This is a genomic window from Streptomyces cupreus (assembly GCF_014257025.1).
Taxonomy (GTDB): domain Bacteria; phylum Actinomycetota; class Actinomycetes; order Streptomycetales; family Streptomycetaceae; genus Streptomyces; species Streptomyces cupreus.
In genome coordinates this window covers 67440-92738 of the sequence record NZ_JACMSF010000021.1, presented here as the reverse complement: position 1 = coordinate 92738, position 25299 = coordinate 67440, and the positions used below count along the sequence as shown (strand labels likewise).

Below are 25299 nucleotides of genomic sequence, written 5' to 3'. Positions count from 1 at the left end.
CGGTGAAATGAGCCGCGAGAAGGGTTCCGGCAACGCGATCAGGCCCTACGGCAACACCTTCGCGCAGGCCTGGGCACAGGGCCCCGAGAGTCCGGCCGGCCGGAGCGGCGACAGGAAGATGACCGGAAAGACACCCGCGCCGGGCTCGGTCCGGGCTCGGCCGGGCATGGAGCGCTCGGGCCGCCACAGGGGTCCTGGGTAGTCCACAGCCGCGTCGGCCGCGCGTTCACCTCGGGTTCGCCTGGCCGCCGCCCGCGCGTGTCAGCCTCGCGGGGCTGGAGCATGCGCGGAGTGGAGAAAAGGGGCACAGGCGCCATGGAGAGCGGACCGGCGATCTTCGCGGGAGTGGTGTTCGCCTTGTTCGGAGCCGGGCTCCTGGTGTGGACGGCGGCCCGGATGCGGCACCGGGAACCGGTGGCCCACGGTGTGAACCCCGTCGCATCGGCGACCCTCGCGAGCCTTGCCGCGGTGATCGCGCTCGTCCTCGCCGCGTGGTGCTTCACCCGCCTGTGAGAACCGCGTCCAAGCTGGGACTCCGATAATTGGGAGGCACTCCTCCGGAAACGCTCGAAAAGGCCGGTGGGCACTCCGGGCGGCAGGAATGGCGGTAGTCGGGTTACCGTTCGAGTGGCCGTTGCGGGCTTTTCCCGTTTGACACGGGGGCGGGATGTACCGTCACACTCCGCAGCGTCACCAGTACCCGACCCCGGGAGAGCAAGGCCTGGGGAGGCCACCCAGCGTCGACCGGAGAGAAGAGCGAAGTTGTCCCCGACCAGCGAGACCGCGAAGGGCGGCCGCCGACTCGTCATCGTCGAGTCGCCTGCCAAGGCGAAGACGATCAAGGGCTATCTCGGCCCCGGATACGTTGTCGAGGCGAGCGTCGGGCACATCCGCGACCTCCCCAGCGGCGCCGCGGAGGTGCCCGAGAAGTACACCGGCGAAGTCCGCCGCCTCGGTGTGGACGTAGAACATGACTTCGAGCCGATCTATGTGGTCAACGCCGACAAGAGGGCCCAGGTCAAGAAGCTCAAGGACCTGCTGAAGGAGTCGGACGAGCTCTACCTCGCCACCGATGAGGACCGCGAGGGCGAGGCCATCGCCTGGCACCTCCAAGAGGTGCTCAAGCCCAAGGTCCCGGTCAAGCGGATGGTCTTCCACGAGATCACCAAGGCCGCGATCCAGGCCGCCGTCGCCAACCCGCGCCAGCTCAACCAGAAGCTGGTCGATGCCCAGGAGACCCGCCGCATCCTCGACCGTCTCTACGGCTACGAGGTCTCGCCGGTCCTGTGGAAGAAGGTCATGCCGCGGCTGTCCGCGGGCCGTGTCCAGTCCGTCGCCACCCGGCTCGTCGTCGAGCGGGAACGCGAGCGCATCGCGTTTCGTTCCGCTGAGTACTGGGACCTGACGGGCACCTTCGCGACCGGCCGTGCGGGGGATCCGTCGGACCCGGCGTCGCTGGTCGCCCGCCTCCAGACCGTCGACGGCAGGCGGGTCGCGCAGGGCCGCGACTTCGACTCCCTGGGACAACTCAAGAGCGCGACCACCCTCCACCTCGACGAGGCGAACGCCCGCGCCCTGGCCGCCGCCCTTGAGCAGACGCGGTTCTCGGTCCGCTCGGTCGAGTCCAAGCCGTACCGCCGCTCGCCGTACGCCCCCTTCCGTACGACCACGCTCCAGCAGGAGGCGTCGCGGAAGCTCGGCTTCGGCGCGAAGGCGACCATGCAGGTCGCCCAGAAGCTGTACGAGAACGGCTACATCACGTACATGCGTACGGACTCCACGACGCTCAGCGACACCGCCATCGCCGCCGCCCGTGCGCAGGTCACGCAGCTGTACGGCGCCGACTACCTGCCCGCCGCCCCGCGCACCTACGCCGGGAAGGTCAAGAACGCGCAGGAGGCGCACGAGGCGATCCGCCCTTCGGGTGATCGTTTCCGTACGCCCGCCGAGACCGGACTGACCGGCGACCAGTTCAAGCTCTACGAGCTGATCTGGAAGCGGACCGTCGCCTCCCAGATGAAGGACGCGACCGGCAACAGCGTGACCGTGAAGATCGGCGGAACCGCCGCCGACGGCCGGGACGTCGAGTTCAGCGCCTCCGGCAAGACGATCACCTTCCACGGCTTCCTGAAGGCCTACGTCGAAGGCGCCGACGACCCGAACGCCGAGCTGGACGACCGCGAGCGCCGGCTGCCGCAGGTCGCCGAGGGCGACGCCCTGTCCGCCGAGGAGATCACGGTCGACGGGCACGCCACCAAGCCCCCGGCCCGCTATACCGAGGCCAGCCTGGTCAAGGAGCTCGAAGAGCGCGAGATCGGCCGCCCGTCGACGTACGCCTCGATCATCGGCACGATCCTCGACCGCGGCTATGTCTTCAAGAAGGGCACGGCCCTCGTGCCGTCCTTCCTGTCCTTCGCCGTCGTCAACCTCCTGGAGAAGCACTTCGGGCGGCTCGTCGACTACGACTTCACCGCCAAGATGGAGGACGACCTCGACCGCATCGCCCGCGGTGAGGCCCAGTCCGTGCCGTGGCTGAAGCGCTTCTACTTCGGCGAGGGCACCGGTCACGGTGGCGCGGCCGACGCCGGCAACGGCGACGGGGACCACCTCGGCGGCCTCAAGGAGCTGGTGACCGACCTGGGCGCGATCGACGCGCGCGAGGTGTCCTCGTTCCCGGTGGGCAACGGCGTCGTGCTGCGGGTCGGCCGCTACGGCCCGTACATCGAGCGCGGCGAGAAGGACTCCGAGAACCACCAGCGCGCGGACATCCCGGCGGACCTGGCGCCCGACGAGCTGTCCGTGGAACTGGCCGAGGAACTGCTCGCCAAGCCGAGCGGCGACTTCGAGCTGGGCGCGGACCCGGTGACCGGCCACCAGATCGTCGCCAAGGACGGCCGCTACGGCCCGTACGTCACCGAGATCCTGCCCGAGGGCACCCCCAAGACCGGCAAGAACGCCGTGAAGCCGCGGACGGCCTCGCTGTTCAAGTCGATGTCGCTGGACACGGTGACGCTGGACGATGCCCTGAAGCTGATGTCGCTGCCGCGTGTCGTCGGCACCGATGCCGAGGGCCAGGAGATCACCGCGCAGAACGGCCGCTACGGGCCGTATCTGAAGAAGGGCACGGACTCACGCTCGCTGCAGTCCGAGGAGCAGCTCTTCACGATCACCCTCGAAGAGGCGCTGGAGATCTACTCCCAGCCCAAGCAGCGTGGCCGGGCCGCCGCCAAGCCGCCGCTGAAGGAACTGGGCGTGGACCCGGTCAGCGAGAAGCCGGTCGTGGTGAAGGACGGCCGCTTCGGTCCGTACGTCACCGACGGGGAGACCAACGCGACCCTGCGCTCCGGCGACAGCGTCGAGACGATCACCCCGGAGCGCGGCTTCGAGCTGCTCGCCGAGAAGCGTGCCAAGGCGCCCGCCAAGAAGACGGCGAAGAAGGCCACGACGAAGAAGACCGCCGCCAAGAAGGCTCCGGCCAAGAAGGCGACGGCAGCCAAGAAGACCGCGGCGAAGAAGACGACGACCGCGAAGAAGACGGCCGCGAAGAAGGCGACGGCCTCGAAGCCTGCCGCGGAGGACTGAGCCCTCGCTTCGCGAAACGAACGCCCCGGCATCACTCTTCGGTGTCGGGGCGGGCGCACGTTCGGACGGCAGCCCCGGGCTGTCGGTGGCTGCCGATAGGCTGAACGCATGACGCGTGCCGAGCAGCCAACGGCCCACCACCCGGCCCCCGACGACGCCCTGGTGGCGGACTCGCGCGAACGCGCGGTCCGCGCCCTGCTGCGCCGACCGCAGCTCAGGCGGCTGTGGAGCGCACAGCTCGTGGGCGGCGTCGGTGATGTCCTCGCCCTCCTGGTGCTGGTCCTCCTCGCGCTCCAGGCGGCCATCGCCGAGGGCTCGTTCGGCGGTGGATACCGGGGCGTGGCGTTCGCAGTGGCGACCGTCTTCGGGACGCGGATCCTCGCGACCCTCCTCTTCGGTGCCGTACTGCTCGGCCCGCTCACCTCGCTGACCTCCCAGGACGGCCCGCTCGACCGCCGCTGGACGATGGTCGGCGCGGACGGCGTGCGCGCCGCGCTGCTCATCGTCGCGCCGCTGTGGATCGACTGGACGCCGGAGAACGCCCTGGCCGTCCTGCTGGTGACCGTCTTCGTGACCGGTGTCGCCGAGCGCTTCTGGGCCGTGTGCCGGGAGAGCGCGGCGCCCGCGCTGCTGCCCGCCCCGCCCCCGGAGGGCGCGACGGTACGCCCGCTTCCGGACCACATGGACGCGCTGCGCCGTCTGTCGCTGCGTACCGGCTTCCTGGCGGTGCCGCTCGCGGCCGCCGCGCTCGTCACCGCGGCCCTGTTCAACAACCTGCTGGGCACCGGCATCGGCTGGTTCGGCGAGCACCAGGCGGCGCTGCCGTCGTATGTCGCGGCCGGTCTGTTCGCCGCGTCCCTGTCCGTGGTGACCTTCCTGGAACTGCCCGACACCCGCACCCCACGCGCGCGTTCCCCGCTGGAGGGGCTGCGCCGGCCCAAGACGGGCACCGGCGTCGAGAGGGGCCGTACCGGCGCGATCCCGCTGCTGGTGCCGGCCTGCGCGGCCGTCGCGGGCGCGGTGTCGGCCGCGGTCGCCGTGTCGGTGCTGCACGCCAAGGACCTGGGCGGCGGCCCGGTGCTGTACGGCCTGCTGGTGCTCGCGCTGACCGGCGGAGTCGTCGTCGGCATCCGTACGGCGCCCAAGGTGCTGGTGTCGCTGTCGCGGCGCCGTCTGCTGGCGCTGGCCATCGCGCTCACCGGCGTCGCACTGCTGGTCGCCGGGCTCGTCCCGGACGTCACCACCGTCCTGCTGGTCGTCGCCCTCGCGGGCGTCGCCGCGGGTGTGGCCGCCAACACCGGTCACACCCTGCTGGACCAGGAGACCGAGGACTTCCGCCGCCCGCGCACGACCGAGCATCTGCACGCGGTCGTACGGGTGTTCGTGGCGCTCGGCGCGGTCGTCGCGCCGGTGGTGGCCGCGGCGATCGGCCCGCACCGACTGGAGAGCGGCCGGTTCGTGTTCGCGCACGGCGGTGCCGCCTTCACGCTGATGCTGGTCGGCGCGCTGCTGCTGCCGGTGGCCGCGCTGGTGCTGGCCAAGGTCGACGACCGGTCCGGGGTGCCGCTGCGGCACGATCTGCGTGACGCGCTGCTCGGCGGCGACGACCCCGAGCAGGCGCCCGCCGCGTCCGGCTTCTTCATCGTCCTGGAGGGCGGCGACGGCGCGGGCAAGTCCACCCAGGCCGAGGCGCTCGCCGAGTGGATCCGGGGCAAGGGCCACGAGGTCGTCGTCACACGCGAGCCGGGGGCGACGCCGGTGGGCAAGCGGCTGCGGTCGATCCTGCTGGACGTCTCCAGCGCCGGGCTCTCGCACCGCGCGGAGGCGCTGCTGTACGCCGCCGACCGCGCGGAGCACGTCGACACGGTGGTCCGGCCCGCGCTGGAGCGGGGCGCGGTGGTCATCTCCGACCGGTACATCGACTCGTCGGTGGCGTACCAAGGCGCGGGGCGTGACCTGTCGCCCACCGAGATCGCCCGTATCAACCGCTGGGCCACCAACGGCCTGGTGCCGCATCTGACCGTGCTGCTGGACGTCGACCCGGAGACCGCGCGCGAGCGGTTCACCGAGGCGCCGGACCGGCTGGAGTCGGAGCCCGCGGAGTTCCACGCGCGCGTGCGGTCCGGTTTCCTGACGCTCGCCGCCGCCGACCCCGGGCGCTATCTCGTCGTGGACGCGGGCCAGGAGCCCGAGGCCGTCACCACCGTCATCCGGCACCGGCTCGACCAGACGCTGCCGCTGTCCGAGCAGGAGATCCGGGAGCAGGAGGAGGCGCGGCGCAAGGCCGAGGAGGAGGCCCGTAAGAAGGCCGAGGAAGAGGCCGCCCGCAAGGCCGAGGAGGAGCGGCTGGAGCGCGAGCGCCAGGAGCAGCTCGCCAAGCTGCGCGCCGAGGAGGAGGAGCGCAAGCGCCGCGAGCTGGAGGAGGCGCAGCGCCGCGAGGCCGAACGGCAGGCGGAGGAGGCCCGGCAGCGCGCCGAGGAGGCGGCTCGCCGTGCCGAGGAGGAGCGGCAGCGGCTGCTCGCCGAGGAGAAGGCCCGCGCCGAGGAAGAGGCCCGGCGCAGGGCGGAGGAGGAGCGTCGGCGCAGGCAGGCCGAGGAGGAGGCCCGGCTGCACGCCGAGGCCGAGGCGCGGCGCCTGGAGAAGCAGCGCAAGGCGGAAGAGGCGCTGCTGCGGGCCGAGGAGGCACGGCGACTGGCCGAGCAGGCGGCCGCGGCGGCGGAGGCGGGACCGAAGCCGGCGGCTCCGGCGGGGCCTGCGGCCACTCAGGACGCGGCGACTGTTCCGACGCCGGTGGTGACGCCGGGGGAGGTCTCCGGCGGACCTGCCGATGAGACGGCGGTGCTGACGCGCGCAGGTGAGCCGACTTCGGACTCCGAGGTGACGGCGGAGCTGCCGCAGCCGGGGGAGCCTTCGGGGGCCTCGGACGAGACTGCGGTGCTGCCTCCGGTGAGGGCCGATGACGAGACGGCGGTGCTGCCGCCCGTGAGGGCCGATGACGAGACGGCGGCGCTGCCTCCCGTGAGGCCCGCTGATGAGACCGCGGTGCTGCCGCCCGCGCGGGGCGAGGATCCTGCGGACCGGGTTCCGCCGGGGTTCTTCCGGGACGAGGCCCGGCCCCACGGGGCGGACGACCGTACGCGGGAGCTGCCGCAGGTCGATCCGCAAGGCGATCCGCGGGGCGGCTCCGAGGACGGCGAGGCCGAGACCCGCCGTGGGCGTCGGCGGCCGCGGTCGGACTGGGCGGAGGAGACACCGCTGGACGATCTCCCGTCGCTGGCGGACGAACTGCTCGGGCCGCGGGAGGACGAGTACGACGACGAGCGGGGTCGGGGACGGCGCTGAGCCGTTGGCCGGTGCGGGCGCGGCCACGGCGGCCTGACCGCGTTGTCAGTGCCGCCCGCCACAATGGATGCCGTACCGCTACATGTGGATGGAAAGGCGGCGTGTGGCATGACCGTGTGGGATGACCTGGTCGGGCAGGAGAAGGTGAGCGAGCAGCTCACCGCCGCTGCCCGGGACGCCGACGCCCTGGTCACCGCGGCCGCCACCGACGCCCCGCCCCCCGAGGCGTCGAAGATGACGCACGCCTGGCTGTTCACGGGCCCGCCCGGCGCCGGCCGCACCCAGACGGCCCGGGCCTTCGCCGCCGCGCTCCAGTGCGTCAGCCCCGACCGCGCCCTCGGCGGCGCCCCCGGCTGCGGCTTCTGCGACGGCTGTCATACGGCGCTGGTGGGCACCCACGCCGACGTCACCACCGTCGCCGCCGTGGGCACCCAGATCCTCGCCGACGACATGCGGGACACCGTCCGCAAGTCGTTCACCTCACCGGCCAACGGCCGCTGGCAGGTCATCCTCGTCGAGGACGCCGAGCGGCTGAACGAGAAGTCGGCCAACGCCGTCCTGAAGGCGGTGGAGGAACCGGCCCCCCGTACGGTCTGGCTGCTGTGCGCCCCCTCCATCGAGGACGTCCTGCCCACGATCCGCTCCCGCTGCCGCCACCTGAACCTGCGCACGCCCTCGGTCGACGCCGTCGCCGACATGCTTGTACGCCGCGAGGGCATCGAGCCCGCGGTCGCGGCCGCCGCGGCCCGCGCCACGCAGGGGCACGTCGACCGGGCGCGCAGGCTGGCCACGGACCCGGCCGCCCGTGAGCGCCGGGCCGCCGTTCTGAAGCTGCCGCTGCGGATCGAGGACATCGGCGGCTGCCTCAAGGCCGCCCAGGAACTCGTCGACGCGGCGGCCGAGGACGCCAAGCAGCTCGCCGAGGAGATGGACGGCAAGGAGACCGAGGAGCTGAAGGCAGCCCTCGGCGCCGCCCAGGGCGGCCGGCTCCCGCGCGGCACGGCGGGCGTGATGAAGGACCTGGAGGACAAGCAGAAGCGCCGCCGCACCCGTACGCAGCGCGACAGCCTCGACCTCGCCCTGACCGACCTCACCGCCTTCTACCGCGACGTCCTCGCCCTCCAGCTCGGCTCCCGCGTGGCCATCGCCAACGCCGACGCCGAGGACACCCTGGACCGCCTGGCCCGGGGCAGCTCCCCGGAGTCCACGCTGCGCCGTATCGAGGCCATCGCCGCCTGCCGGGACGCGCTGGACCGCAATGTGGCCCCGCTGCTGGCGGTGGAGGCGATGACGATGGCGCTGAGAGCGGGCTGAGCGCGCAGAGCGCCCCCCGTCCACGATCAACGGAAGGTTGACCATGTAACCCGTACGAGCCGTGTTCTGTACGGAGGGCGTCCGAATGGCTGCGCAGAGTTACGCTCGCCTGATGTACCTCAGGCGCCCCCACCCGACCCCCACCCCCGGCACCCCGTCCCACCGGCACGCCCGCCCCCATGGAACCCGCGCGGCGGGAGCCCTCCTCGCCGTCGCCGCCCTGGTGGTCTCCGCGTGCTCCACGGGCGGGTCGACGAGTTCCGCGAGCCCCGCGGCCGAGGCCGCGCTGGCCGCGCTGCCGCAGGCGACACCGGACGCGCTGTCGCCGTACTACGGCCAGAAGCTGAACTGGCGCCGCTGCGGGGTCCCCGGCTTCCAGTGCGCCACGCTGAAGGCGCCGCTCGACTACGCGAAGCCGGAGGAGGGTGACGTCCGGCTGGCCGTCGCCCGCAGGAAGGCCACAGGGCCGGGCAAGCGGATCGGATCGCTGCTGGTCAACCCGGGTGGGCCGGGAGGTTCGGCGATCGGTTACCTCCAGGCGTACGCCGGGATCGGCTACCCGGCCGAGGTCCGCGCCCGTTACGACATGGTCGCGCTCGACCCGCGCGGCGTCGCCCGCAGCGAACCCGTCGAATGCCTCGACGGGCCGGACATGGACACATACACCCAGACCGACCTGACGCCCGACGACGGTACGGAGCAGACGGCGCTGGTCGACGCGTACAAGAAGTTCGCCGAGGGCTGCGGGAAGGACTCGCCGGAGCTGCTGCGCCATGTGTCCACCGTCGAGGCGGCCCGGGACATGGACGTCCTGCGCGCGGTGCTGGGGGACGAACGGCTGAACTTTGTGGGGGCGTCGTACGGCACCTTCCTCGGGGCGACGTACGCGGGACTCTTCCCCAAGCGGGTCGGCCGCCTGGTCCTGGACGGCGCGATGGACCCGTCGCTGCCCGCCCGCCGGATGAACCTCGACCAGACCGCGGGCTTCGAGACGGCGTTCAAGGCGTTCGCGCGGGACTGCGTCCAGCAGCCGGACTGCCCGCTGGGCACCAAGGCCGGCGAGGTCGGCGAGAACCTCAAGGCCTTCTTCGACAAGCTCGATGCCCAGCCGATTCCCACGGGCGATGTGGACGGCCGCAAGCTCGGCGAGTCCCTGGCCGCCATCGGCGTGATCGCGGCGATGTACGACGAGGCGGCCTGGACGCAGCTGCGCGAGGCGCTGACCTCGGCGATCAAGGAAAACGACGGCGCGGGCCTGCTGGTCCTCGCGGACAGCTACTACGAGCGGGACGCGGACGGCCGCTACTCGAACCTGATGTTCGCCAACGCCGCCGTGAACTGCCTGGACCTCCCGGCCGCCTTCGACACCCCCGAGCAGGTGCGGGAGGCCCTGCCGGCCTTCGAGAAGGCGTCCCCCGTCTTCGGCGAGGGCCTCGCCTGGGCCTCGCTGAACTGCGCGTACTGGCCGGTGGCCGCCACGGGCGAGCCGCATCGCATCGAGGCGAAGGGCGCGGCCCCGATCGTCGTGGTCGGTACCACCCGCGACCCGGCGACGCCCTACCCCTGGGCCCGCTCCCTGGCCGCCCAGCTCTCCCCGGGCCGCCTGCTGACCTACGAGGGCGACGGCCACACCGCGTACGGCCGGGGCAGCGACTGCATCGACCGCACGATCAACGCATACCTCTTGCGAGGGACCCCGCCGACGGACAGGAAGCGCTGCTCATAGCACCCCCGACAGGCCCCGGAGGCACCCCCTCCGGGGCCGGTACGGAGCACCCCCGGAAACTGTGTAGACTTACCGACGTTGCTGATCGCACCATAGTGCGGACAGCGCGCCGCCTTAGCTCAGATGGCCAGAGCAACGCACTCGTAATGCGTAGGTCTCGGGTTCGAATCCCGAAGGCGGCTCCACTGGAACCCCGGGTCGGATCTTTCGGCCCGGGGTCTTCTGCTGTGTGACTGCGGCGCCGTGATCAAGAAAGTGCCGCCAGTCCCTGGTAAGCAATTCCGAGTAACTTCCTAAAGGCGGCGCGGGCAATTGTGCACGAGGATTGCCGGTAGTAGGCAGGGGCGCTCTGACCTGCGGGAACTCATCGCCATGTCCGCCTGAGTTGGTAACCAACTCCACCGCAATTATGTCCGTTTGGAAGCGTGCCATAACCACCTTCCAAACAACTCCTCGTGCATGGCGGGGAGTTGTACCGTAAGGGCACGGAACACCCTTCGAGGGACAGGTATCGCGTCTTCCAGCTGGAGGCGCGATGACGTTGCCTCTGCGCGTGGGGCGCGACCCCGCACTCATGGCCCCCGGGCCGGAAGGGAGCCGGTCTTGGCGCTGGTCAGGTGGCTGACGGACCGGTGGCAGGAGCACGTGCGGCCGCATGTTTCCTCGGCGCGGGTCTCCGCGACCTGTGACGTGATCGTCACGATCGCGTTGATCCGCCAGTGGCTGCCGTGGTCCTGAAACGCGTGAGCCCCGGCTGAGCGGTCAGCCAGGGCGCACACCACCGAAGCCAGGGCCTCGTTCTCGCGGTCCGTCGGCGGCAACCGACGGGAGGACGGGGCTCTGGGGTGTTCTCGGGTCAACGCTATCGCGTATTCCATGAGGCCGGACGGTCGCGCGAGGGATGCATGAGGCATCGAGCGCGACTTCTCGACGACGGCCGATGGCGCGGTAGAGGGAGGTGGACGCGGGTCCCGGTCGTTCACCTCCGCCGACCGGGACCCGTGTGCGTCCCCGGACCGGCCGCGGCGGTAACACTCCCCCGAGCAACGCGTGTTACGCGCGCACCGTCGGGCCAGATCCGATGTTGTGATCACATCAGGTCCCGCCAACGGATCGCTAACATGTGGCCAACGGTTCTCCGTGCTGCCGTCGGCCGACTGGCGTGAAGACGTCGGGGCGATCTCGCCGGACGGCCGGAACGGTAGCGGATCCCGGCGGGCGGCCCGTCGGGGACAGGTGGCGGAATGCCGCCGTCGACCGGCGGAAATCCGCCACGGCGGCCGGGCTACGCCGTGGTGCGCACCCGCACGGGCGCGCGGAAGGGCAGTGGGCGGCGTGAAGCGGTGCGAGCTGCGGTTCGGACTGCTGGGGCCGCCGATTTTCTACGGCTACGGCGGCGACGGCGCCGTGGTCCGGCCCGTCGGCAGCCCGAAGGTGCGGGCCCTGCTGGCCGCCCTGCTGCTCGAAGCGGGCCGTACCGTCTCCGTCGAGGCGCTCAAGGGCGCGCTGTGGGGCGGCTCGCCGCCCGCCTCCGCGCACGCCTCCCTGCACAACCACGTCACCCGGCTGCGCAGGCTCCTCGACGACCCCTCGCGACTGCGCGCCGTGTCCCCCGGGTATCTGCTGCGCGTCGACGAGGGCGAACTGGACGTCCATGTCTTCGAGGCGCACCTCACCGCCGCGCGCGCCGCCCACGCCTCCCGGGACTGGCGCCGCACCCTGTGCGAGTGCACCTCCGCGCTCGCCCTGTGGCGCGGCACGCCACTGAGCGGACTCCCGTCCGACCTGGGCGGCTACGCGTTCGTGGAGCGCCTCAGGGAGGCACGGCTGCTCCTCCTGGAGTGGCGCTACGACGCCGAGTTGGCGCTTGCCGAGGGCCGACTGGACGCCCTGCTCCCGGAGTTGGCCGCCCTCGCCGCCGAACACCCGCTGCGCGAGGCCTACCACCGCCAGCTGATGCTCGCCCTGCACCGCAGCGGGCGCCAGGCGGAGGCCCTCGCCGTCCACCGTGACCTGCGGCACCGGCTAGTGGAGGAGCTCGGCGTGGAGCCGGGGCTCGCCGTGCGCGGGGCACACATGGAGGTGCTGCGGGGGGCCGCGGAGGAGGAAGGCGACGGTGAGCGCCAGGGCGCCGGTGCCGGTGCCAAGGCCCCCGTGCCCAGCGTCCGCCCGGCCCAGCTTCCCCCACCCCCGGCCCACTTCACCGGCCGCACCGCCCTCGCCGACGACCTTCGCCGCACCCTCACCGACCCCGGCCCCACCATCACCGTCCTCACCGGCATGGCCGGCATCGGCAAGAGCGCCCTCGCGCTCCATGCCGCCCACGCCCTGACCGGCCGCTTCCCCGACGGCCAGCTCTACGTCAACCTCCACGGCGCCACCCCGGGCATGCTCCCCCTCACCTCCGCCCAGGCCCTCGCCGCCCTCCTGCGGGACATCGGCGCCGACCCCCGCTCCATCCCCGAACACCCGGACGCGGCCGCCGCGTTGCTGCGCTCGATGCTCGCGCCGACCCGCACCCTCCTGGTCCTGGACGACGCCAAGAACGCCGCGCAGGTACGGCCCTTGCTGCCCGCGGGCCCCGGCTGCGCCGTCATCATCACCAGCCGCTCCTCCCTCGCCGCCCTCGACGGCGCCCGGCGCTTCCCGCTCACGCCCCTGTCCGACGAGGACAGCGCCGCTCTGCTGCGGGCGGTGTCCGGACGGGACGACGGGATCGACGCCGGCCACCCCCTCGTGGAACTCACCGACCGCCTCCCGCTGGCCCTGCGCGTGGTCGCCGCCCGGCTCGCCGCCCGCCGCGCCCTCACCCCGGAGCTGCTGGCCCGCCAACTGACCGCCACCGAAGGGCGGTTGCACCACCTGGAGTACGACGACCTCAGCGTCCGCCGCTCCCTGGCCGTCGCGCACGACGCGCTCGCCGCCTCCGACCGCGAGGCCGACCGGGACGCCGCCCTCGTACTGCGCCGTATCGGCGCCCTCGACCTGCCCGAGTACGGCGCCCCCCTGCTGGCCCGCCTCGGCGGCATCGGCACCCGCCGCGCCGAGGACGCCCTCGACCGGCTCGTCGACGTGGCCCTCCTGGAGGAGACGGCGCTCGGCCGCTACGTCCCCCACGACATGGTCCGCGACTTCGCCCGCGAACTGGCCGGAACCGAAGGCGGCACCGCCGTCGCCGAAACCGCCCTCAACTGGTATGCCGCCCTCGCCGAACGCACCCTCACCGCGATCGTCGAACCCGGCCTCGACCAGGACGACCGCCGCCGCCCCACCTCCTGCCAGCCGTCCGAGCACGCGGCCCACGTCACCCGCACGCACCCCTTCGACAGCCCCGAGGCCGCCTTCGCCTGGGGCGACACGGAGCTGGCGAACATCGTCGCGCTGGCCGAGCGGCACGCCGACGCGCCCGACGCCCGGATCGCCTCCCGCGTCTGCACACTGCTGCGGCTGATCTTCCCGTACGCCCAACGCGGCGGCCGGGTCGCCGAGATGGAGACCCTCGGCCGGGCCGCGCTGCGGGCGGCGCGACGGCTCGGGGACGAGGCCGCCGAGGCGTACGCGCTCGGAGACCTGGCCGGACTGCACTTCCTCACCGGCCGGCACAGCGACGCCCTCGCCCTCAACGACCAGGCCCTGGCCATCTGGCGGCGGCTCGGCGTGCTGTCCTGGATCCGCCGCTCCCTCAACAACCGGGGCCTGCTGCTCGAAGGACTCGGCCGCTACGAGGAGTCGGGGAGGGCGCTGCGCCAGAGCCTCGCCTATTCGCGGCGGCTGAACGACCCGTACGGCGAGGCCGTCACCCACAGCCACCTCGGCAACCTGTACGAGCACACCGACCCCCGCGCCGCCATCGAGCAGCACCGGCTCTCGCTGGCGATCGGCGAGATGATCGGCAATGTCCTGGTGCAGCTCTACGCGCGGTGCAACATCGGCTACGCCCATCTCACCCTGGGCGAACCGGCCGCGGCCGCCCGGCACTTCGAGGAGAGCCTGCGGGTCCTCGCCGACAAGGGCGACTGGCACGGAGAGTCGCAGGCCCGGCTCGGCCTGGTCCGCTCCCTGCGACTGCTGGGCCGTACCGAGCGGGCCGACCGGGAGTGCGCCGAGCTGCTGCGCCGCGCCGACGCCCGCGCCGACCGCTACATGGGCGGCCTCGCCCGCCACCAGCACGGACTCCTGCTGCGCGAGTCGGGGCGGAACGAGGAGGCGCGCTCGGAGTGGAGGGCGGCGCTGGACGCTCTCGACGGCACCGACGACAAGACGGTGCTCGCCGAACTCACCTCGCTGCTCGCCGCCCACGCCTGATCACTTCGCGTCCGCATAACACTCCACCACCGCGGTGGTGAACGGAAACCGCACCGGCGTCTCCCCGAACGTCAGCCGCCCCGCCAGCTCCGCCGCCTCCCGGATCGCCGCCACGACCGCCTCCGCCTCCTCCTCGGGACAGTGCACGATGACTTCGTCGTGCTGGAAGAAGACCAGCTCGGCCGCCATGTCCGCACAGGCCTGCCGCAACGCGGCGAGCAGCAGCAACGCCCAGTCGGCGGCGCTGCCTTGGACGACGAAGTTACGGGCGAAGCGGCCCCGCGCGCGTGCGTCGGTGGAGGCGTACCCCGGCACCCACTGCTGACCCTCGTCGGAGTCGCCGTCGGAGGAGGCGACCGGGATTCCCGCCTCCTCCGCCGAGTCCTCGCCCCCTCCGGCCGCGGGCGGGCAGGTGCGGCCCAACCAGGTGCGCACCAGCCGTCCCTCCTCACCGGCCCGCGCCGCGTCGTCGACGTAGGCCACCGCGCGCGGGAAGCGGCGCCTGAGCGCGGCGAGGTTCTTCAGGCCGTCGCCGGAGGTCTGGCCGTAGACCGCGCCGAGCACCGCGAGCTTGGCCTGGGCGCGGTCGCCGGAGAAGGCCCGGTCGGAGACCGACTGGTACAGGTCGCTCTCCCGGCCCGCCACCTCCATCAGCCCCGGGTCGCGCGAGATGGCGGCCAGCACGCGCGGCTCCATCTGGTCGGCGTCGGCGACGACGAGCCGCCAGCCGGGGTCGGCGACGACCGCCCGCCGGATCACCTTGGGGATCTGCAGCCCGCCCCCGCCGTTGGTCACCCACCGTCCGGTGACCGTGCCGCCCGCGAGGAACTCGGGCCGGAACCGCCCCTCGCGCACCCAGTCCTGGAGCCAGGACCAGCCGTGGGCCACCCAGATCCGGTACAGCTTCTTGTACTCGATCAGCGGCGCCACGGCCGGATGGTCGACGGACTCGATCTCCCAGCGCCGGGTCGACCGCACCTTGATGCCGGCCTGCGCGAAGGCCTTGACGACATCGGCGGGCAGATCGGGCCGGACCCGGCGCCCGAAGGCGGCGGAAACCTCGTCGGCCAGCTCGGCGAGGCGACGGGGCTCGCCACCGCCCGAGTACCGCTCGCCGAGCAGTTCGTGCAGCACGCTGCGGTGGACATCCGCGCTCCACGGCAGCCCGGCGCGGTTCATCTCGGCGGCGACCAGCATTCCCGCCGACTCGGCGGCCGTCAGCAGCCGCATCCGCTCCGGGTGCGCCGCCTTGTCGTGCCGCCGCTGCTGCTCGGCGTAGACAGCCAGCAGGTCGGTGAGCGGCACATGGACGGCCTGTGGCTCGAACAGCGAGGACTGCGCGCCCGGTTCGGCGGACCGCTGGGGCGGGTCGGGCGGTACGGGCCCGCCGCGCAGCCGGGCCAGGGCCGCGGCCGCGGAACGGGGTTCGCCGTACCGCCCCTCATGGCCGAGCAGGAGGGTCTCGGCGTCCTCGATGTCGTAGCACCGCTCCACTCGCACCCCCGTGGCGAGCAGACGCGGGTAGACCTCGGCGGTGGAACGCCAGACCCAGCGCGCGACCTCCGGCCTGCCGCGCACCGCGGCGGCGAGGTCCGGTTCCCGCACGACCGGCCCGGCGGGCAGCCCGTCCGGGCCGAGGGGGGCGAGCTCCGCGCCACCGTCCTCGGCCGGTGCCAGAGCCCACCGGTCGGTCATGCTCTGGAGTGTGGCAGGAGGGTCTGACAACGGCCCTCGGCTACTTCGGCGAGGTCACCGCCAGCCGCACCGCCAGGCCCGTGAACACCGTCCCGGAGACGATGTTCAGCCAGCGGTTCACTCGCTTGCTACGGCGCAGCAGGTCCGCGAGCCGGCCGGCGAGCAGGCCCACGAAGCCGTCCCAGAGGAAGCCCATCAGCACGAGCGTGCCGCCGAGCAGCAGCAGCTGGCCGGGGACATGGCCGAGGGACGGGTCCACGAACTGCGGCAGGAAGGCGACGTTGAAGAGGATCACCTTGGGGTTCAGCAGGTTGGTGACGGCGCCCTGCCAGAAGGCCCGCCGCATGCCCGAGCCGGTGCCGGCGGATCCGTCCTCGCCCGGCACCGAGCGGTCCCGGAACGCCTTCACCGCGAGGTAGAGCAGATAGGCCGCGCCCACCCAGCGCAGCACGTGGTACAGCGTCGGCAGGGTCGTGAACAGCGCTGAGAGACCGAGCGCCGCGGCGACCGTGTGCACGAGCATCGCGCAGGCCACGCCGAACGCCGCCATCACTCCGGCCGTGGGCCCGCCCCTCCCGCCCATCGCCACGATGAACATCATGTCGGGGCCGGGAGTGATGCAGAGCGCGAAGGCGGCGACGAGAAACGCCGCGTACAGAGACATGTCCACCATGCGCGCCATGCTCGAAGCGCCCACGCGCGCGGGCGACCGAATTTCAGGGAGTGAGACGCCTCCTTGAGACGGCCGCCCTGAGGCGCCCCCTGAGCACCGAGCACCCCCGGGCCGCCCCAGGCGCCGCGCCCCGCCCGGATCCCATGGCACGATCCCTATGTGACCAGCACGCCCCGCACCGTCGACCTCGCCTTCCAGGCCGCCCTCCACACCGACTCCGACACCGCCCTGGACACCGGCGCCTCCCTCCTCGCCGCCGACGCCGGCGCGGACGCGGAACTGGAGCGCCGGGGCCGGGAGTTCGTCGCGGCGGCCTGGCGGCGCGGATGGCAGCCCGCCGACGTCGTACGGATCGTCCGCCGGGACCTGGACGACGTACATCTGCGCCTGCTCGCGGCCCTCATCCACGCGCAGGCGCCGGACGACGTGCCGCGCGGCCCCCGTTGGCGCGCGCAGCTCGACGAGCTCGACGTGACGCCCACGCGCGCGGGCGACCGTTTCTCGCACGCGACCGCGGTCCTGGAGCTGTACCGCCTCCTCCTGCGTCTGCCGCCCCTCGAACCCCTCGACGAACCGCAGCAGTCCCGCGGGCCCGAGTCCCGCATGCTGACCCGGATCCGAGCGCTGCTCGCCAAGGCGGAGGCGACGGGGTTCCCCGAGGAGGCGGAGGCGCTGACCGCCAAGGCACAGGAGCTGATGGCCCGGCACAGCGTGGACGAGGCCCTGCTGGCGGCACAGGCGCCCGCGCCCGACGCCCCCGGCGTCTGCCGGATCGGCGTCGAGCCGCCGTACGAGCAGGCCAAGGCGGTGCTGCTGGACGCGGTGGCCGCCGCGAACCACTGCCGTGCCGTGTGGAACGAAGCCGTCGGTTTCTCCACCGTCGTCGGGTTCGAGGCCGATCTGGAGGTGGTCGAGCTGCTCTACACCTCGCTGCTCGTCCAGGCGCAGACCGCGATGACGAAGGCGGAGGAGGCCCAGCGCGCCGGCGGACGCAGGCGGACCAAGACCTTCCGGCAGTCCTTCCTCGCCGCCTACGCCCACCGCATCGGCACCCGCCTCGCGCGGGCCGCCGAGACCCAGGTCAGCGACGACCTGCTGCCGGTGCTGGCCTCCCGGGAAGTCGCGGTCACCGCCCGGCTCGACCGTATGTTCCCGGAGACGACCACGTCCCGGCTGCGTGGCGTGACGGACGCGGCGGGCTGGACCCAGGGCGCTGACGCCGCCGACCAGGCCCAGGTGAAGGCCAGGCGCCGGCTGGAGTGAGCCCGGCACATTGCCGGTGTCCCCGGCGGCCGGGGCGGCGTTGGACGGACCGACCCGCACGAACCCTATGGGTCTAGCCCGCCGTCGGCAGCCCCGTGGGCAGCGTGGCGCCGTCGGCCTTGCGGTACGTCTCGGTGCCCAGGTCGCTGTCCCAGGTCACCTTGAGCGTGTTCTTGTCGACGGAGTCGACCGTGCCGCTCGACCGGTCCATGCTGCCGTCGGTGCATTTGAGCTCGATCGTCTCGCCCGCGCTGCCGCTGCACACGGTCCCGCCGGTCGCGAACAGCCCCGCCTGGCTGCCGGTGACGACCAGCGCCACGGCCTTGCCGTCGGTCGTGGCGAGCCAACTGCCCTCCAGGTCCCCCGCAGGAGCGGCGGGGGAGGAGGCCGTACCGCCACCGCCGCCGGTGTCGGCGGTCTGGGTGGCGGACGGCGTGGCGCTCCCGCTGGGCGAGCCGTCGTCGGAGGAGTCGTCGTCACGGCACCCGCTCAGCACGAGCACGCCGGCCAGCCCCGCGGCCGCGGCCACGGTCCGCATCCGCTTGCGCGCCACGCGCGCGTACGTCGCCGAAGTCACTGCATGCCCCCAGGGTGAGCCGGTCAGGACGCCAGATCGCAGCAAGCTACCAGGACGTAACCACGACGAGAACGACGACCGTCACAAAGGCGGCTACCAGGACGACTTGCGAACCCCGGGCAGATATCCCGCGTGGGCCTGCTGCCGCAGCGACACCCGGGACAGCCCGAACGTCCGGAAGTACCCGCGCGGACGTCCGTCCACCTGGTCCCGGTTGCGCACGCGCGTGTGGCTCGCGTCGCGCGGCTGGCGGCGCAACTCCCGCTGGGCCGCCAGCCGTTCGGCCTCCGTCGAGGAGGGCCGCCGGATGATCTCCTTCAGCTCGGCCCGTCGCTGGGCGTACCGCGCGACGATCTCCTGGCGCTTCTCGTTCTTCGCGATCTTGCTCTTCTTCGCCATCAGACACGCACCCCCCGCGCGCGGATGCGTGCCACGGCCGCCTCGACCCCGATCGAGTCGACGGTCTTGATCCCCTTCGCACTCAGCTTCAGCCGCACATGACGGCCCTCGCTCGGCAGCCAGTACCGCTTGGTCTGGATGTTGGGGTCGAAGCGGCGGGAGGTCCGCCGGTGGGAGTGGGAGATGTTGTTGCCGAAGCCGGGCCGGGCGCCGGTCAGCATGCAGTGGGCGGACACAGGTGACGCACCTCTCTTGAGCCGAGTGTGTAAATGGAATTCATTTTCAGTAAGATAGCAGCATGGCTCGCAACGAACTCCGTCCGGTGGTCAGGCTCCGGTCCACCGCCGGCACCGGCTACACCTACGTGACCCGCAAGAACCGCCGTAACAACCCGGACCGTATGACCCTGCGCAAGTACGACCCGGTCGTCGGCCGCCATGTCGACTTCCGAGAGGAGCGCTGACCCGTGCGCGAGGGAATCCACCCGCCCTACGGCCCCGTCGTCTTCCGTGACCGGGCCGCTAACCATGCCTTCCTGACCCGCTCGACGATGACGAGCGAGAAGACGATCGAGTGGGAGGACGGCAACACCTACCCGGTCGTGGACGTCGAGATCTCGAACGTCAGCCACCCCTTCTACACGGGCACCGCGCGCGTGCTGGACACCGCCGGACGCGTGGAGCGCTTCGAGCGCCGGTACGGAAAGCAGGGCTGATGCTCCCCGTCGTGATCGTCGGCGGACTGCACGCCGACGCCCGCAGGGCCGCCGTGGACCGGCTGCTCGCCGAGGTGCCCGGCAGTGTCGTGCTCCACCACGACCTGGCCACGGCCACGGCGGGCACGGTCGTACGGACGATCCGCGACGCCACCGGCATCCTCGACGCCGGAGAAGCCCCCCTCGTCAACGACTGCGCCTGCTGCGCCCTGCGCGAGGACCTCGTCCCGGAGCTGCGGCGGCTCGCGGACGCCGGGGAGGCCCGGCTCGCGGTCGTCGAGCTGTGGGACTCCGTCGAGCCCAAGGCGATGGCGGAGGTCGTCACTTCCGGCGGCCTCACCGTCACCGGCGTCGTCACCGCCGTTGACCCGGCACTGCTGCTGCCGTATCTCGGCAACGGCGACGACCTGGCCGAGCGGGGCCTGGCGGCCGCCGCCACCGACCAGCGCACCGTCGCCGACACCTTCGCGCGCCAGCTGGAGTACGCCCCGGTCCTCGCCCTCGTCGAGTCCGAGGACGCCGACGACGAGGACCGTGAGCTGCTGGCGCAGTTGCATCCGACGGCCCGCCAGGTCCTGATCGGCCACGCTGACCTGGCGGGCGCCGTACTCGCCGGATTCGACGTGGAGGCCGCCGCGGCCGCCCAGCATCCCGCGTGCGCGCTGCTGCCCGCCGAGGCCGACGCGCATGGTGTCTCCACGCTGGTCTGGCACCGGCGCCGCCCCTTCCACCCGGAGCGGCTGTACGAGGCGCTCGAGGACCTCACTTGCGCCGCCGCCCGCAGCCGGGGCCGGTTCTGGCTCGCCGACAAGCCCGACACGCTCCTGCACTGGGACGCGGCCGGGGGAGCCCTGTGCGTGGAGAGCGCCGGGCCCTGGCTCGCCTCCCTGCCCGACGCGGCCTGGGAGATGGTCCCGCCGGTGCGCCGGGCCGCCGCCGCGCTCGACTGGCACCCCGAGCACGGCGACTGCTGCCAGCACCTCGTCTTCACCTCGCCCGGCCTCGACCGGGACGGCCTCGAACAGCTCCTGGAGTCCTGCCTGCTGACCGACGCCGAGTACGCCGCCGGGCGCGACGCCTGGAAGCGGCTCCCGCCCGCCTTCGACACCCTCCTGGAGGTCTGACCCGCCATGCCCCGCAAGACCGACCGCAAGCCCGCCAAGAACCGCCCCAACCCGCTCGACCAGGCCGGGATCGAGTACATCGACTACAAGGACACCGACCTGCTGCGCAGGTTCATCTCCGACCGCGGCAAGATCCGCAGCCGCCGGGTGACCCGGGTCTCGGCGCAGCAGCAGCGCCAGTTGGCCAGGGCGATCAAGAACGCCCGCGAGATGGCCCTGCTGCCGTACGCGAGCCGCTGACGGCCGACACCGCACCCACCGCCCGCCGCCGGCTCCGCTCACCGACGTACAGGACCGCCCCCATCCGTACGAGCGGTTCCGGCGCGGGCGTCCCAAGGGGCTCGGCGAACTGTGCGGCCGTATGCCCGACAAAGACCCGACACGGGCACCGCACCCGAGAGCGACCCGAGGCTCGTGCGTGCCGACCACCGCACGACCCCGATGTCGCGTCCACGCATCGACTTCCGTGGCGTTGTCGAGGTGGCGGCCCTCTCCTACGTCGTCCCAGCGGATGCCGAGCGTCCACTGGGACGACGTCGTTCCGGACACCTCCGCTGATTGAACCGTCACATAACGAGGGAACAGGAAGCGCGTTCCATGCGTCTCTTCCTAGGACATGAGCGGTTCGATCCGGACGATCCCGCTCAGTCGACGGCACGGAAGATCATGGACGGGGGATGACGGTCGCATGTTCTGCGGGCTTTGGGGGAGACGCTGGAACGGCTTCACCGAAGCGCACGTCGCAGCTGTAACCGCAGGAACACCCCGCGTGCACGTGCATCTGCCCGTGCATCCTCCCATGCATCTGCACATGAACAGGGTTATGATCCGGGTCAGTTGACCACTGCATCAATGGCCTCACCAGCCAGTGCACCACCGGGGAGCGACCTGTGGACCACGACGTGTACGACGTTGACGACGCGTCCGGCGTGTACAACGGCATGGCCGCCACGCAGCTCGACGGTGTGGCATGGCAGAAGAGCAGGCACAGCAACTCGCAGGGCTCCTGCGTGGAGTTCGCCCGGTTGCCCGGCGGGGACGTTGCCGTGCGCAACTCGCGGTTCCCGGACGGTCCGGCGCTCGTCTACACACGCGCCGAGATCGAGGCGATGCTCCTGGGCATCAAGGACGGCGAGTTCGACCACTTGATAGCGGGCTGAGGCCCGGCCGGGCAACTCCTGGAACTTTTCCGGCAATCGGTGCCTTATGTGCGCGTGACGCGCGTAGAGCCACGGCGCCGTGAAGCGCCGCGGCTCATCAGTCGACGGGGTTCGGCTGCGGCTTGTGCGGCAGCCGGAACAGCGCCCAGACCACCTTGCCGTTGAGCGTGCCGGCCAGCGGGTGCCAGCCCCAGCTGTCCGCGAAGGAGTCCACCAGGAACAGTCCGCGCCCCGACTCCGCCGAGAAGTCGTCCGAGTCGCGCGCGACGGGGCTGTCGTGGCTGGGGTCGCGCACCGCGCACACCAGTCGCTCGGTCCATCGCATCAGGTGCAGGCGTACCGGCGGCGTCTGGTCGGGCACGCGCGCGTGGTTCGTCGGCAGTGCGTGCCGCAGTGCGTTGGTGACGAGTTCGGACACCACCAGGCAGACGTCGTCGAATCTCTCGCCTATGTCCCACTGGTCCAGTGTTCTGCGGGTGAACTGCCGGGCCTCGCGCACCGCTTCGTAGCGGGCGGGCAGAGCACAGGAGGCGGCGTTGGACACGGCCGCGGGATCCAGCGGCGGAAGGCCCTGCCGTAACGGCTCGAGCATGGTCGATCCATTCGTCCCCATGCGAGGCACTCCCGGGAATTCGCGGTCGTTGCGATGCAGCGGTTGCGCGGGACCATGGTTTCGGATGCGTACAGCAGATGCAAGGGCAGATGCACGTGCACGTGACCGAATTAGACCCTCCCGTACCGCTTGTTGGCCATTTTTTCCGCCATCTTCCTGCCCCCCGCTTGAACTTCGCTTCCTCCTTCCTGAAGGAAATCTTTGGCTTCTTTCCGTCTCTGTAATCGGACGAGTACAGCTCGGAGTGTTTTAGTGGCAGACTTCGGGCCCTGAAGAGGTTGGGGAGGCTGGCGAACGTGAGCGCGGGAGAGCCCGGATCGGTGGTGCGGCGCATGCTGCTCGGCTCGCAACTCAGGCGACTGCGTGAGGCACGCGGGATCACGCGTGAGGCCGCGGGGTACTCGATCCGCGCGTCCGAGTCGAAGATCAGCCGGATGGAGTTGGGCCGGGTGAGCTTCAAGACCAGGGACGTGGAAGACCTGTTGACGTTGTACGGCATCACCGACGACGTCGAGCGCACTTCGCTGCTCTCCCTCGCGAAGGAGGCCAACGTCGCGGGCTGGTGGCACAGTTACTCCGATGTGCTGCCCAGCTGGTTCCCCACCTACGTCGGCCTGGAGGGCGCCGCCGCGCTGATCCGGGCGTACGAGGTGCAGTTCGTGCACGGTCTGCTGCAGACCGAGGCCTACGCCCGCGCGGTCGTCCGGCGCGGCATGAAGGGCGCGAGCGAGGCCGACGTCGAGCGGCGGGTGGCGCTGCGTCTGGAGCGGCAGAAGTACCTCGTCGACGAGAACGCCCCCGAGTTCCACATCGTCCTCGACGAGGCCGCTCTGCGCCGCCCCTACGGCGACCGCGAGGTGATGCGCGGTCAGCTCCAGCATCTGATCGAGATCTCCGAGCGCCCCAACGTCCGCCTCCAGGTCATGCCGTTCCGCTTCGGCGGCCACTCCGGCGAGTCCGGCGCCTTCACCATCCTCAGCTTCCCCGAGTCCGACCTGTCGGACGTCGTCTATCTGGAGCAGCTGACCAGTGCGCTGTATCTGGACAAGCACGAGGACGTCTCCCAGTACGAGAAGGCGCTCAAGGAGCTCCAGCACGACAGTCCGGGCCCGGCCGAGAGCCGCGACCTTCTTCGAGGACTTCTTCAACTGTCTTGAAACACAAGTACGATGACGTGTGATCAGACCGTGGAGATGATCAGAAGCTGATCAGGTGTTCCGCAGGGATGTCCGCTAGGGATTTGAGGGATCACATGTCGTCCTACTTCACCGACCTGGCCCAGCAGTACATCGACGGTGAGTGGCGCCCGGGCACTGGCTCCTGGGACATCATCGACTTCAACCCGTACGACGGTGAGAAGCTCGCCTCGATCACCATAGCCACGGTCGACGAGGTGGATCAGGCCTACCAGGCCGCCGCGCGCGCCCAGAAGGAATGGGCCGCGACCAACGCGTACGCGCGTCGCGCCGTCTTCGAGAAGGTCCTCAGACTGATCGAGGACCGTGAGGCGGAGATCAGCGAGATGATCATCGCCGAACTCGGCGGTACGCGTCTCAAGGCGGGCTTCGAACTCCACCTCGCCAAGGAGTTCCTGCGCGAGGCGGTCCATCTGGCGCTGCGCCCCGAGGGCCGGATCATCCCCTCGCCGGTGGACGGCAAGGAGAACCGCGTCTACCGCGTCCCGGTCGGTGTCGTCGGTGTGATCAGCCCCTTCAACTTCCCCTTCCTGCTGTCGCTGAAGTCGGTCGCCCCGGCCCTCGCGCTCGGCAACGGCGTGGTCCTCAAGCCGCACCAGAACACCCCGATCGTCGGCGGCACTTTGGTCGCGAAGCTCTTCGAGGACGCGGGCCTGCCCGCCGGTCTGCTCAATGTCGTCGTCACCGACATAGCGGAGATCGGCGACGCCTTCATCGAGCACCCCATTCCGAAGGTCATCTCGTTCACCGGCTCCGACAAGGTCGGCCGCCATGTCGCCACCGTCTGCGCCTCGCACTTCAAGCGCTCCGTCCTCGAACTCGGCGGCAACAGCGCACTGGTGGTCCTTGACGACGCCGACCTCGACTACGCCGTCGACGCCGCGGTCTTCAGCCGGTACGTCCACCAGGGCCAGGTCTGCATGGCCGCCAACCGCGTCCTGGTCGACCGTACGATCGCGGACGAGTTCACCGAGAAGTTCGTCACCAAGGTGAAAACGCTCAAGTCGGGCGACCCTCGCGACCCGGAGACCGTCATCGGCCCGGTCATCAACTCCTCGCAGGCGGACGCCCTTTCGGGCGTCGTCGAGCAGGCCGTCGCCGAGGGCGCGACCGCGCTGGTGCGGGGTGCGACCACCGACAACCTGGTCGAGCCGTCCGTGCTGACCGGCCTGCCGGCCGACTCCGCCCTGCTCCAGCAGGAGGTCTTCGGCCCGGTCGTCTTCCTCATCCCGTTCGACGGCGAGGAGGAGGCCGTACGCCTCGTCAACGACACCCCCTACGGCCTGAGCGGCGCCGTCCACACCGGTGACGTCGAGCGGGGCGTGTCCTTCGCCAAGCGGATCGACACGGGCATGTTCCATGTGAACGACGGCACCGTCCACGACGAGCCGATCGTCCCCTTCGGCGGCGAGAAGCACTCCGGCCTCGGCCGCCTGAACGGCGAGACGATGCTGGACGCGTTCACCACGCTGAAGTGGATCTCTGTGCAGCACGGGCGGAGCGGGTTCCCGTTCTAGATCTTTCGACCGGGCGGGCCATTGAGGACGGAACCTGACCTCAATGGCCCGTAGCTTCGTCGGTGTCAGGCAAGGAGCCACACCGACGAAAGGCGGCC

At 71.6% G+C, this 25299-nt stretch carries 22 protein-coding genes and 1 tRNA gene; 17 read left to right on the top strand and 6 right to left on the bottom strand.

What is annotated here, in order from left to right; translation table 11 throughout:
- Positions 1-7: 7 nt before the first annotated feature.
- The 9 genes from H4N64_RS20585 to H4N64_RS20550 all read left to right on the top strand — a co-directional run bounded on the left by H4N64_RS20585 (position 8) and on the right by H4N64_RS20550 (position 14269).
- A complete protein-coding gene (locus tag H4N64_RS20585; protein ID WP_186283854.1) occupies positions 8-202 on the top strand; it encodes a hypothetical protein in 195 nt (64 codons plus the stop codon).
- 113 nt (positions 203-315) lie between these two features.
- On the top strand, positions 316-513 hold the full coding sequence (locus H4N64_RS20580) for a hypothetical protein (protein ID WP_186283853.1): 198 nt from the start codon (positions 316-318) through the stop codon (positions 511-513).
- Between the two features lie 249 nt (positions 514-762).
- Positions 763-3582 carry a type I DNA topoisomerase gene (gene topA, locus H4N64_RS20575; protein WP_186283852.1) on the top strand — a complete coding sequence of 940 codons (2820 nt, stop codon included), beginning with the start codon at positions 763-765 and terminating at the stop codon, positions 3580-3582.
- Between the two features lie 108 nt (positions 3583-3690).
- Positions 3691-6924: a dTMP kinase gene (gene tmk / locus H4N64_RS20570; RefSeq protein WP_186283851.1), complete on the top strand. Its 3234-nt coding sequence runs from the start codon at positions 3691-3693 to the stop codon at positions 6922-6924.
- A gap of 108 nt (positions 6925-7032) precedes the next feature.
- Positions 7033-8238, top strand: a complete 1206-nt coding sequence (locus tag H4N64_RS20565; RefSeq protein ID WP_186283850.1) for a DNA polymerase III subunit delta' — start codon at positions 7033-7035, stop codon at positions 8236-8238.
- A 112-nt stretch (positions 8239-8350) separates the two neighbouring features.
- Entirely contained in the window at positions 8351-9964 is a 1614-nt protein-coding gene (locus H4N64_RS20560) for an alpha/beta hydrolase (protein ID WP_186283849.1), read from the top strand.
- Between the two features lie 108 nt (positions 9965-10072).
- Positions 10073-10149, top strand: a tRNA-Thr gene (locus H4N64_RS20555).
- Between the two features lie 418 nt (positions 10150-10567).
- Entirely contained in the window at positions 10568-10702 is a 135-nt protein-coding gene (locus tag H4N64_RS45185; RefSeq protein WP_260859835.1) for a hypothetical protein, read from the top strand.
- Positions 10703-11299: 597 nt separating this feature from the next.
- The gene (locus H4N64_RS20550; protein ID WP_186283848.1) at positions 11300-14269 is read left to right on the top strand and encodes a BTAD domain-containing putative transcriptional regulator; all 2970 of its coding nucleotides are present in this window, start codon (positions 11300-11302) and stop codon (positions 14267-14269) included.
- On the opposite strand, the gene H4N64_RS20545 is transcribed toward H4N64_RS20550, so the two are convergent.
- Both H4N64_RS20545 and H4N64_RS20540 read right to left on the bottom strand, forming a co-directional pair.
- The gene (locus H4N64_RS20545; RefSeq protein ID WP_186283847.1) at positions 14270-15964 is read right to left on the bottom strand and encodes a bifunctional 3'-5' exonuclease/DNA polymerase; all 1695 of its coding nucleotides are present in this window, start codon (positions 15962-15964) and stop codon (positions 14270-14272) included. It abuts the gene before it with no gap.
- A 40-nt stretch (positions 15965-16004) separates the two neighbouring features.
- Positions 16005-16637, bottom strand: coding sequence for a LysE family translocator (locus H4N64_RS20540; RefSeq protein ID WP_186283846.1), 633 nt, complete (start codon positions 16635-16637; stop codon positions 16005-16007).
- A gap of 159 nt (positions 16638-16796) precedes the next feature.
- Between H4N64_RS20540 and H4N64_RS20535 the strand changes: the two genes are divergently transcribed.
- Complete coding sequence (locus H4N64_RS20535; protein ID WP_186283845.1) at positions 16797-17900, top strand: DUF2786 domain-containing protein; 1104 nt, start codon at positions 16797-16799, stop codon at positions 17898-17900.
- A gap of 73 nt (positions 17901-17973) precedes the next feature.
- On the opposite strand, the gene H4N64_RS20530 is transcribed toward H4N64_RS20535, so the two are convergent.
- From H4N64_RS20530 to rpmB, 3 genes are all read right to left on the bottom strand, one after another.
- Positions 17974-18438: a hypothetical protein gene (locus tag H4N64_RS20530; RefSeq protein WP_186283899.1), complete on the bottom strand. Its 465-nt coding sequence runs from the start codon at positions 18436-18438 to the stop codon at positions 17974-17976.
- 132 nt (positions 18439-18570) lie between these two features.
- Complete coding sequence (rpsN, locus tag H4N64_RS20525) at positions 18571-18876, bottom strand: 30S ribosomal protein S14 (protein WP_186283844.1); 306 nt, start codon at positions 18874-18876, stop codon at positions 18571-18573.
- Positions 18876-19112, bottom strand: a complete 237-nt coding sequence (gene rpmB, locus H4N64_RS20520; RefSeq protein WP_186283843.1) for a 50S ribosomal protein L28 — start codon at positions 19110-19112, stop codon at positions 18876-18878. The genes rpsN and rpmB overlap by 1 nt, the downstream gene beginning before the upstream one ends.
- Positions 19113-19174: 62 nt before the next feature.
- On the opposite strand from rpmB, the gene rpmG reads away from it, so the two are divergent.
- From rpmG to H4N64_RS20495, 5 genes are all read left to right on the top strand, one after another.
- Entirely contained in the window at positions 19175-19339 is a 165-nt protein-coding gene (rpmG, locus tag H4N64_RS20515; protein WP_186283842.1) for a 50S ribosomal protein L33, read from the top strand.
- A 3-nt stretch (positions 19340-19342) separates the two neighbouring features.
- Positions 19343-19591, top strand: coding sequence for a type B 50S ribosomal protein L31 (locus tag H4N64_RS20510; RefSeq protein ID WP_186283841.1), 249 nt, complete (start codon positions 19343-19345; stop codon positions 19589-19591).
- Positions 19591-20715 carry a CobW family GTP-binding protein gene (locus H4N64_RS20505; RefSeq protein ID WP_186283840.1) on the top strand — a complete coding sequence of 375 codons (1125 nt, stop codon included), beginning with the start codon at positions 19591-19593 and terminating at the stop codon, positions 20713-20715. The genes H4N64_RS20510 and H4N64_RS20505 overlap by 1 nt, the downstream gene beginning before the upstream one ends.
- Before the next feature lie 6 nt (positions 20716-20721).
- Positions 20722-20955 carry a 30S ribosomal protein S18 gene (gene rpsR, locus H4N64_RS20500; RefSeq protein WP_186283839.1) on the top strand — a complete coding sequence of 78 codons (234 nt, stop codon included), beginning with the start codon at positions 20722-20724 and terminating at the stop codon, positions 20953-20955.
- A 650-nt stretch (positions 20956-21605) separates the two neighbouring features.
- Positions 21606-21875 carry a DUF397 domain-containing protein gene (locus tag H4N64_RS20495; RefSeq protein WP_186283838.1) on the top strand — a complete coding sequence of 90 codons (270 nt, stop codon included), beginning with the start codon at positions 21606-21608 and terminating at the stop codon, positions 21873-21875.
- Between the two features lie 97 nt (positions 21876-21972).
- On the opposite strand, the gene H4N64_RS20490 is transcribed toward H4N64_RS20495, so the two are convergent.
- Positions 21973-22467 carry an ATP-binding protein gene (locus H4N64_RS20490; protein ID WP_260859834.1) on the bottom strand — a complete coding sequence of 165 codons (495 nt, stop codon included), beginning with the start codon at positions 22465-22467 and terminating at the stop codon, positions 21973-21975.
- Positions 22468-22820: 353 nt separating this feature from the next.
- On the opposite strand from H4N64_RS20490, the gene H4N64_RS20485 reads away from it, so the two are divergent.
- Together H4N64_RS20485 and H4N64_RS20480 are read left to right on the top strand one after the other, a co-directional pair.
- Positions 22821-23645: a helix-turn-helix domain-containing protein gene (locus H4N64_RS20485; RefSeq protein WP_186283898.1), complete on the top strand. Its 825-nt coding sequence runs from the start codon at positions 22821-22823 to the stop codon at positions 23643-23645.
- Between the two features lie 95 nt (positions 23646-23740).
- Positions 23741-25201: an aldehyde dehydrogenase family protein gene (locus tag H4N64_RS20480; RefSeq protein ID WP_186283836.1), complete on the top strand. Its 1461-nt coding sequence runs from the start codon at positions 23741-23743 to the stop codon at positions 25199-25201.
- Positions 25202-25299 lie beyond the last annotated feature (98 nt).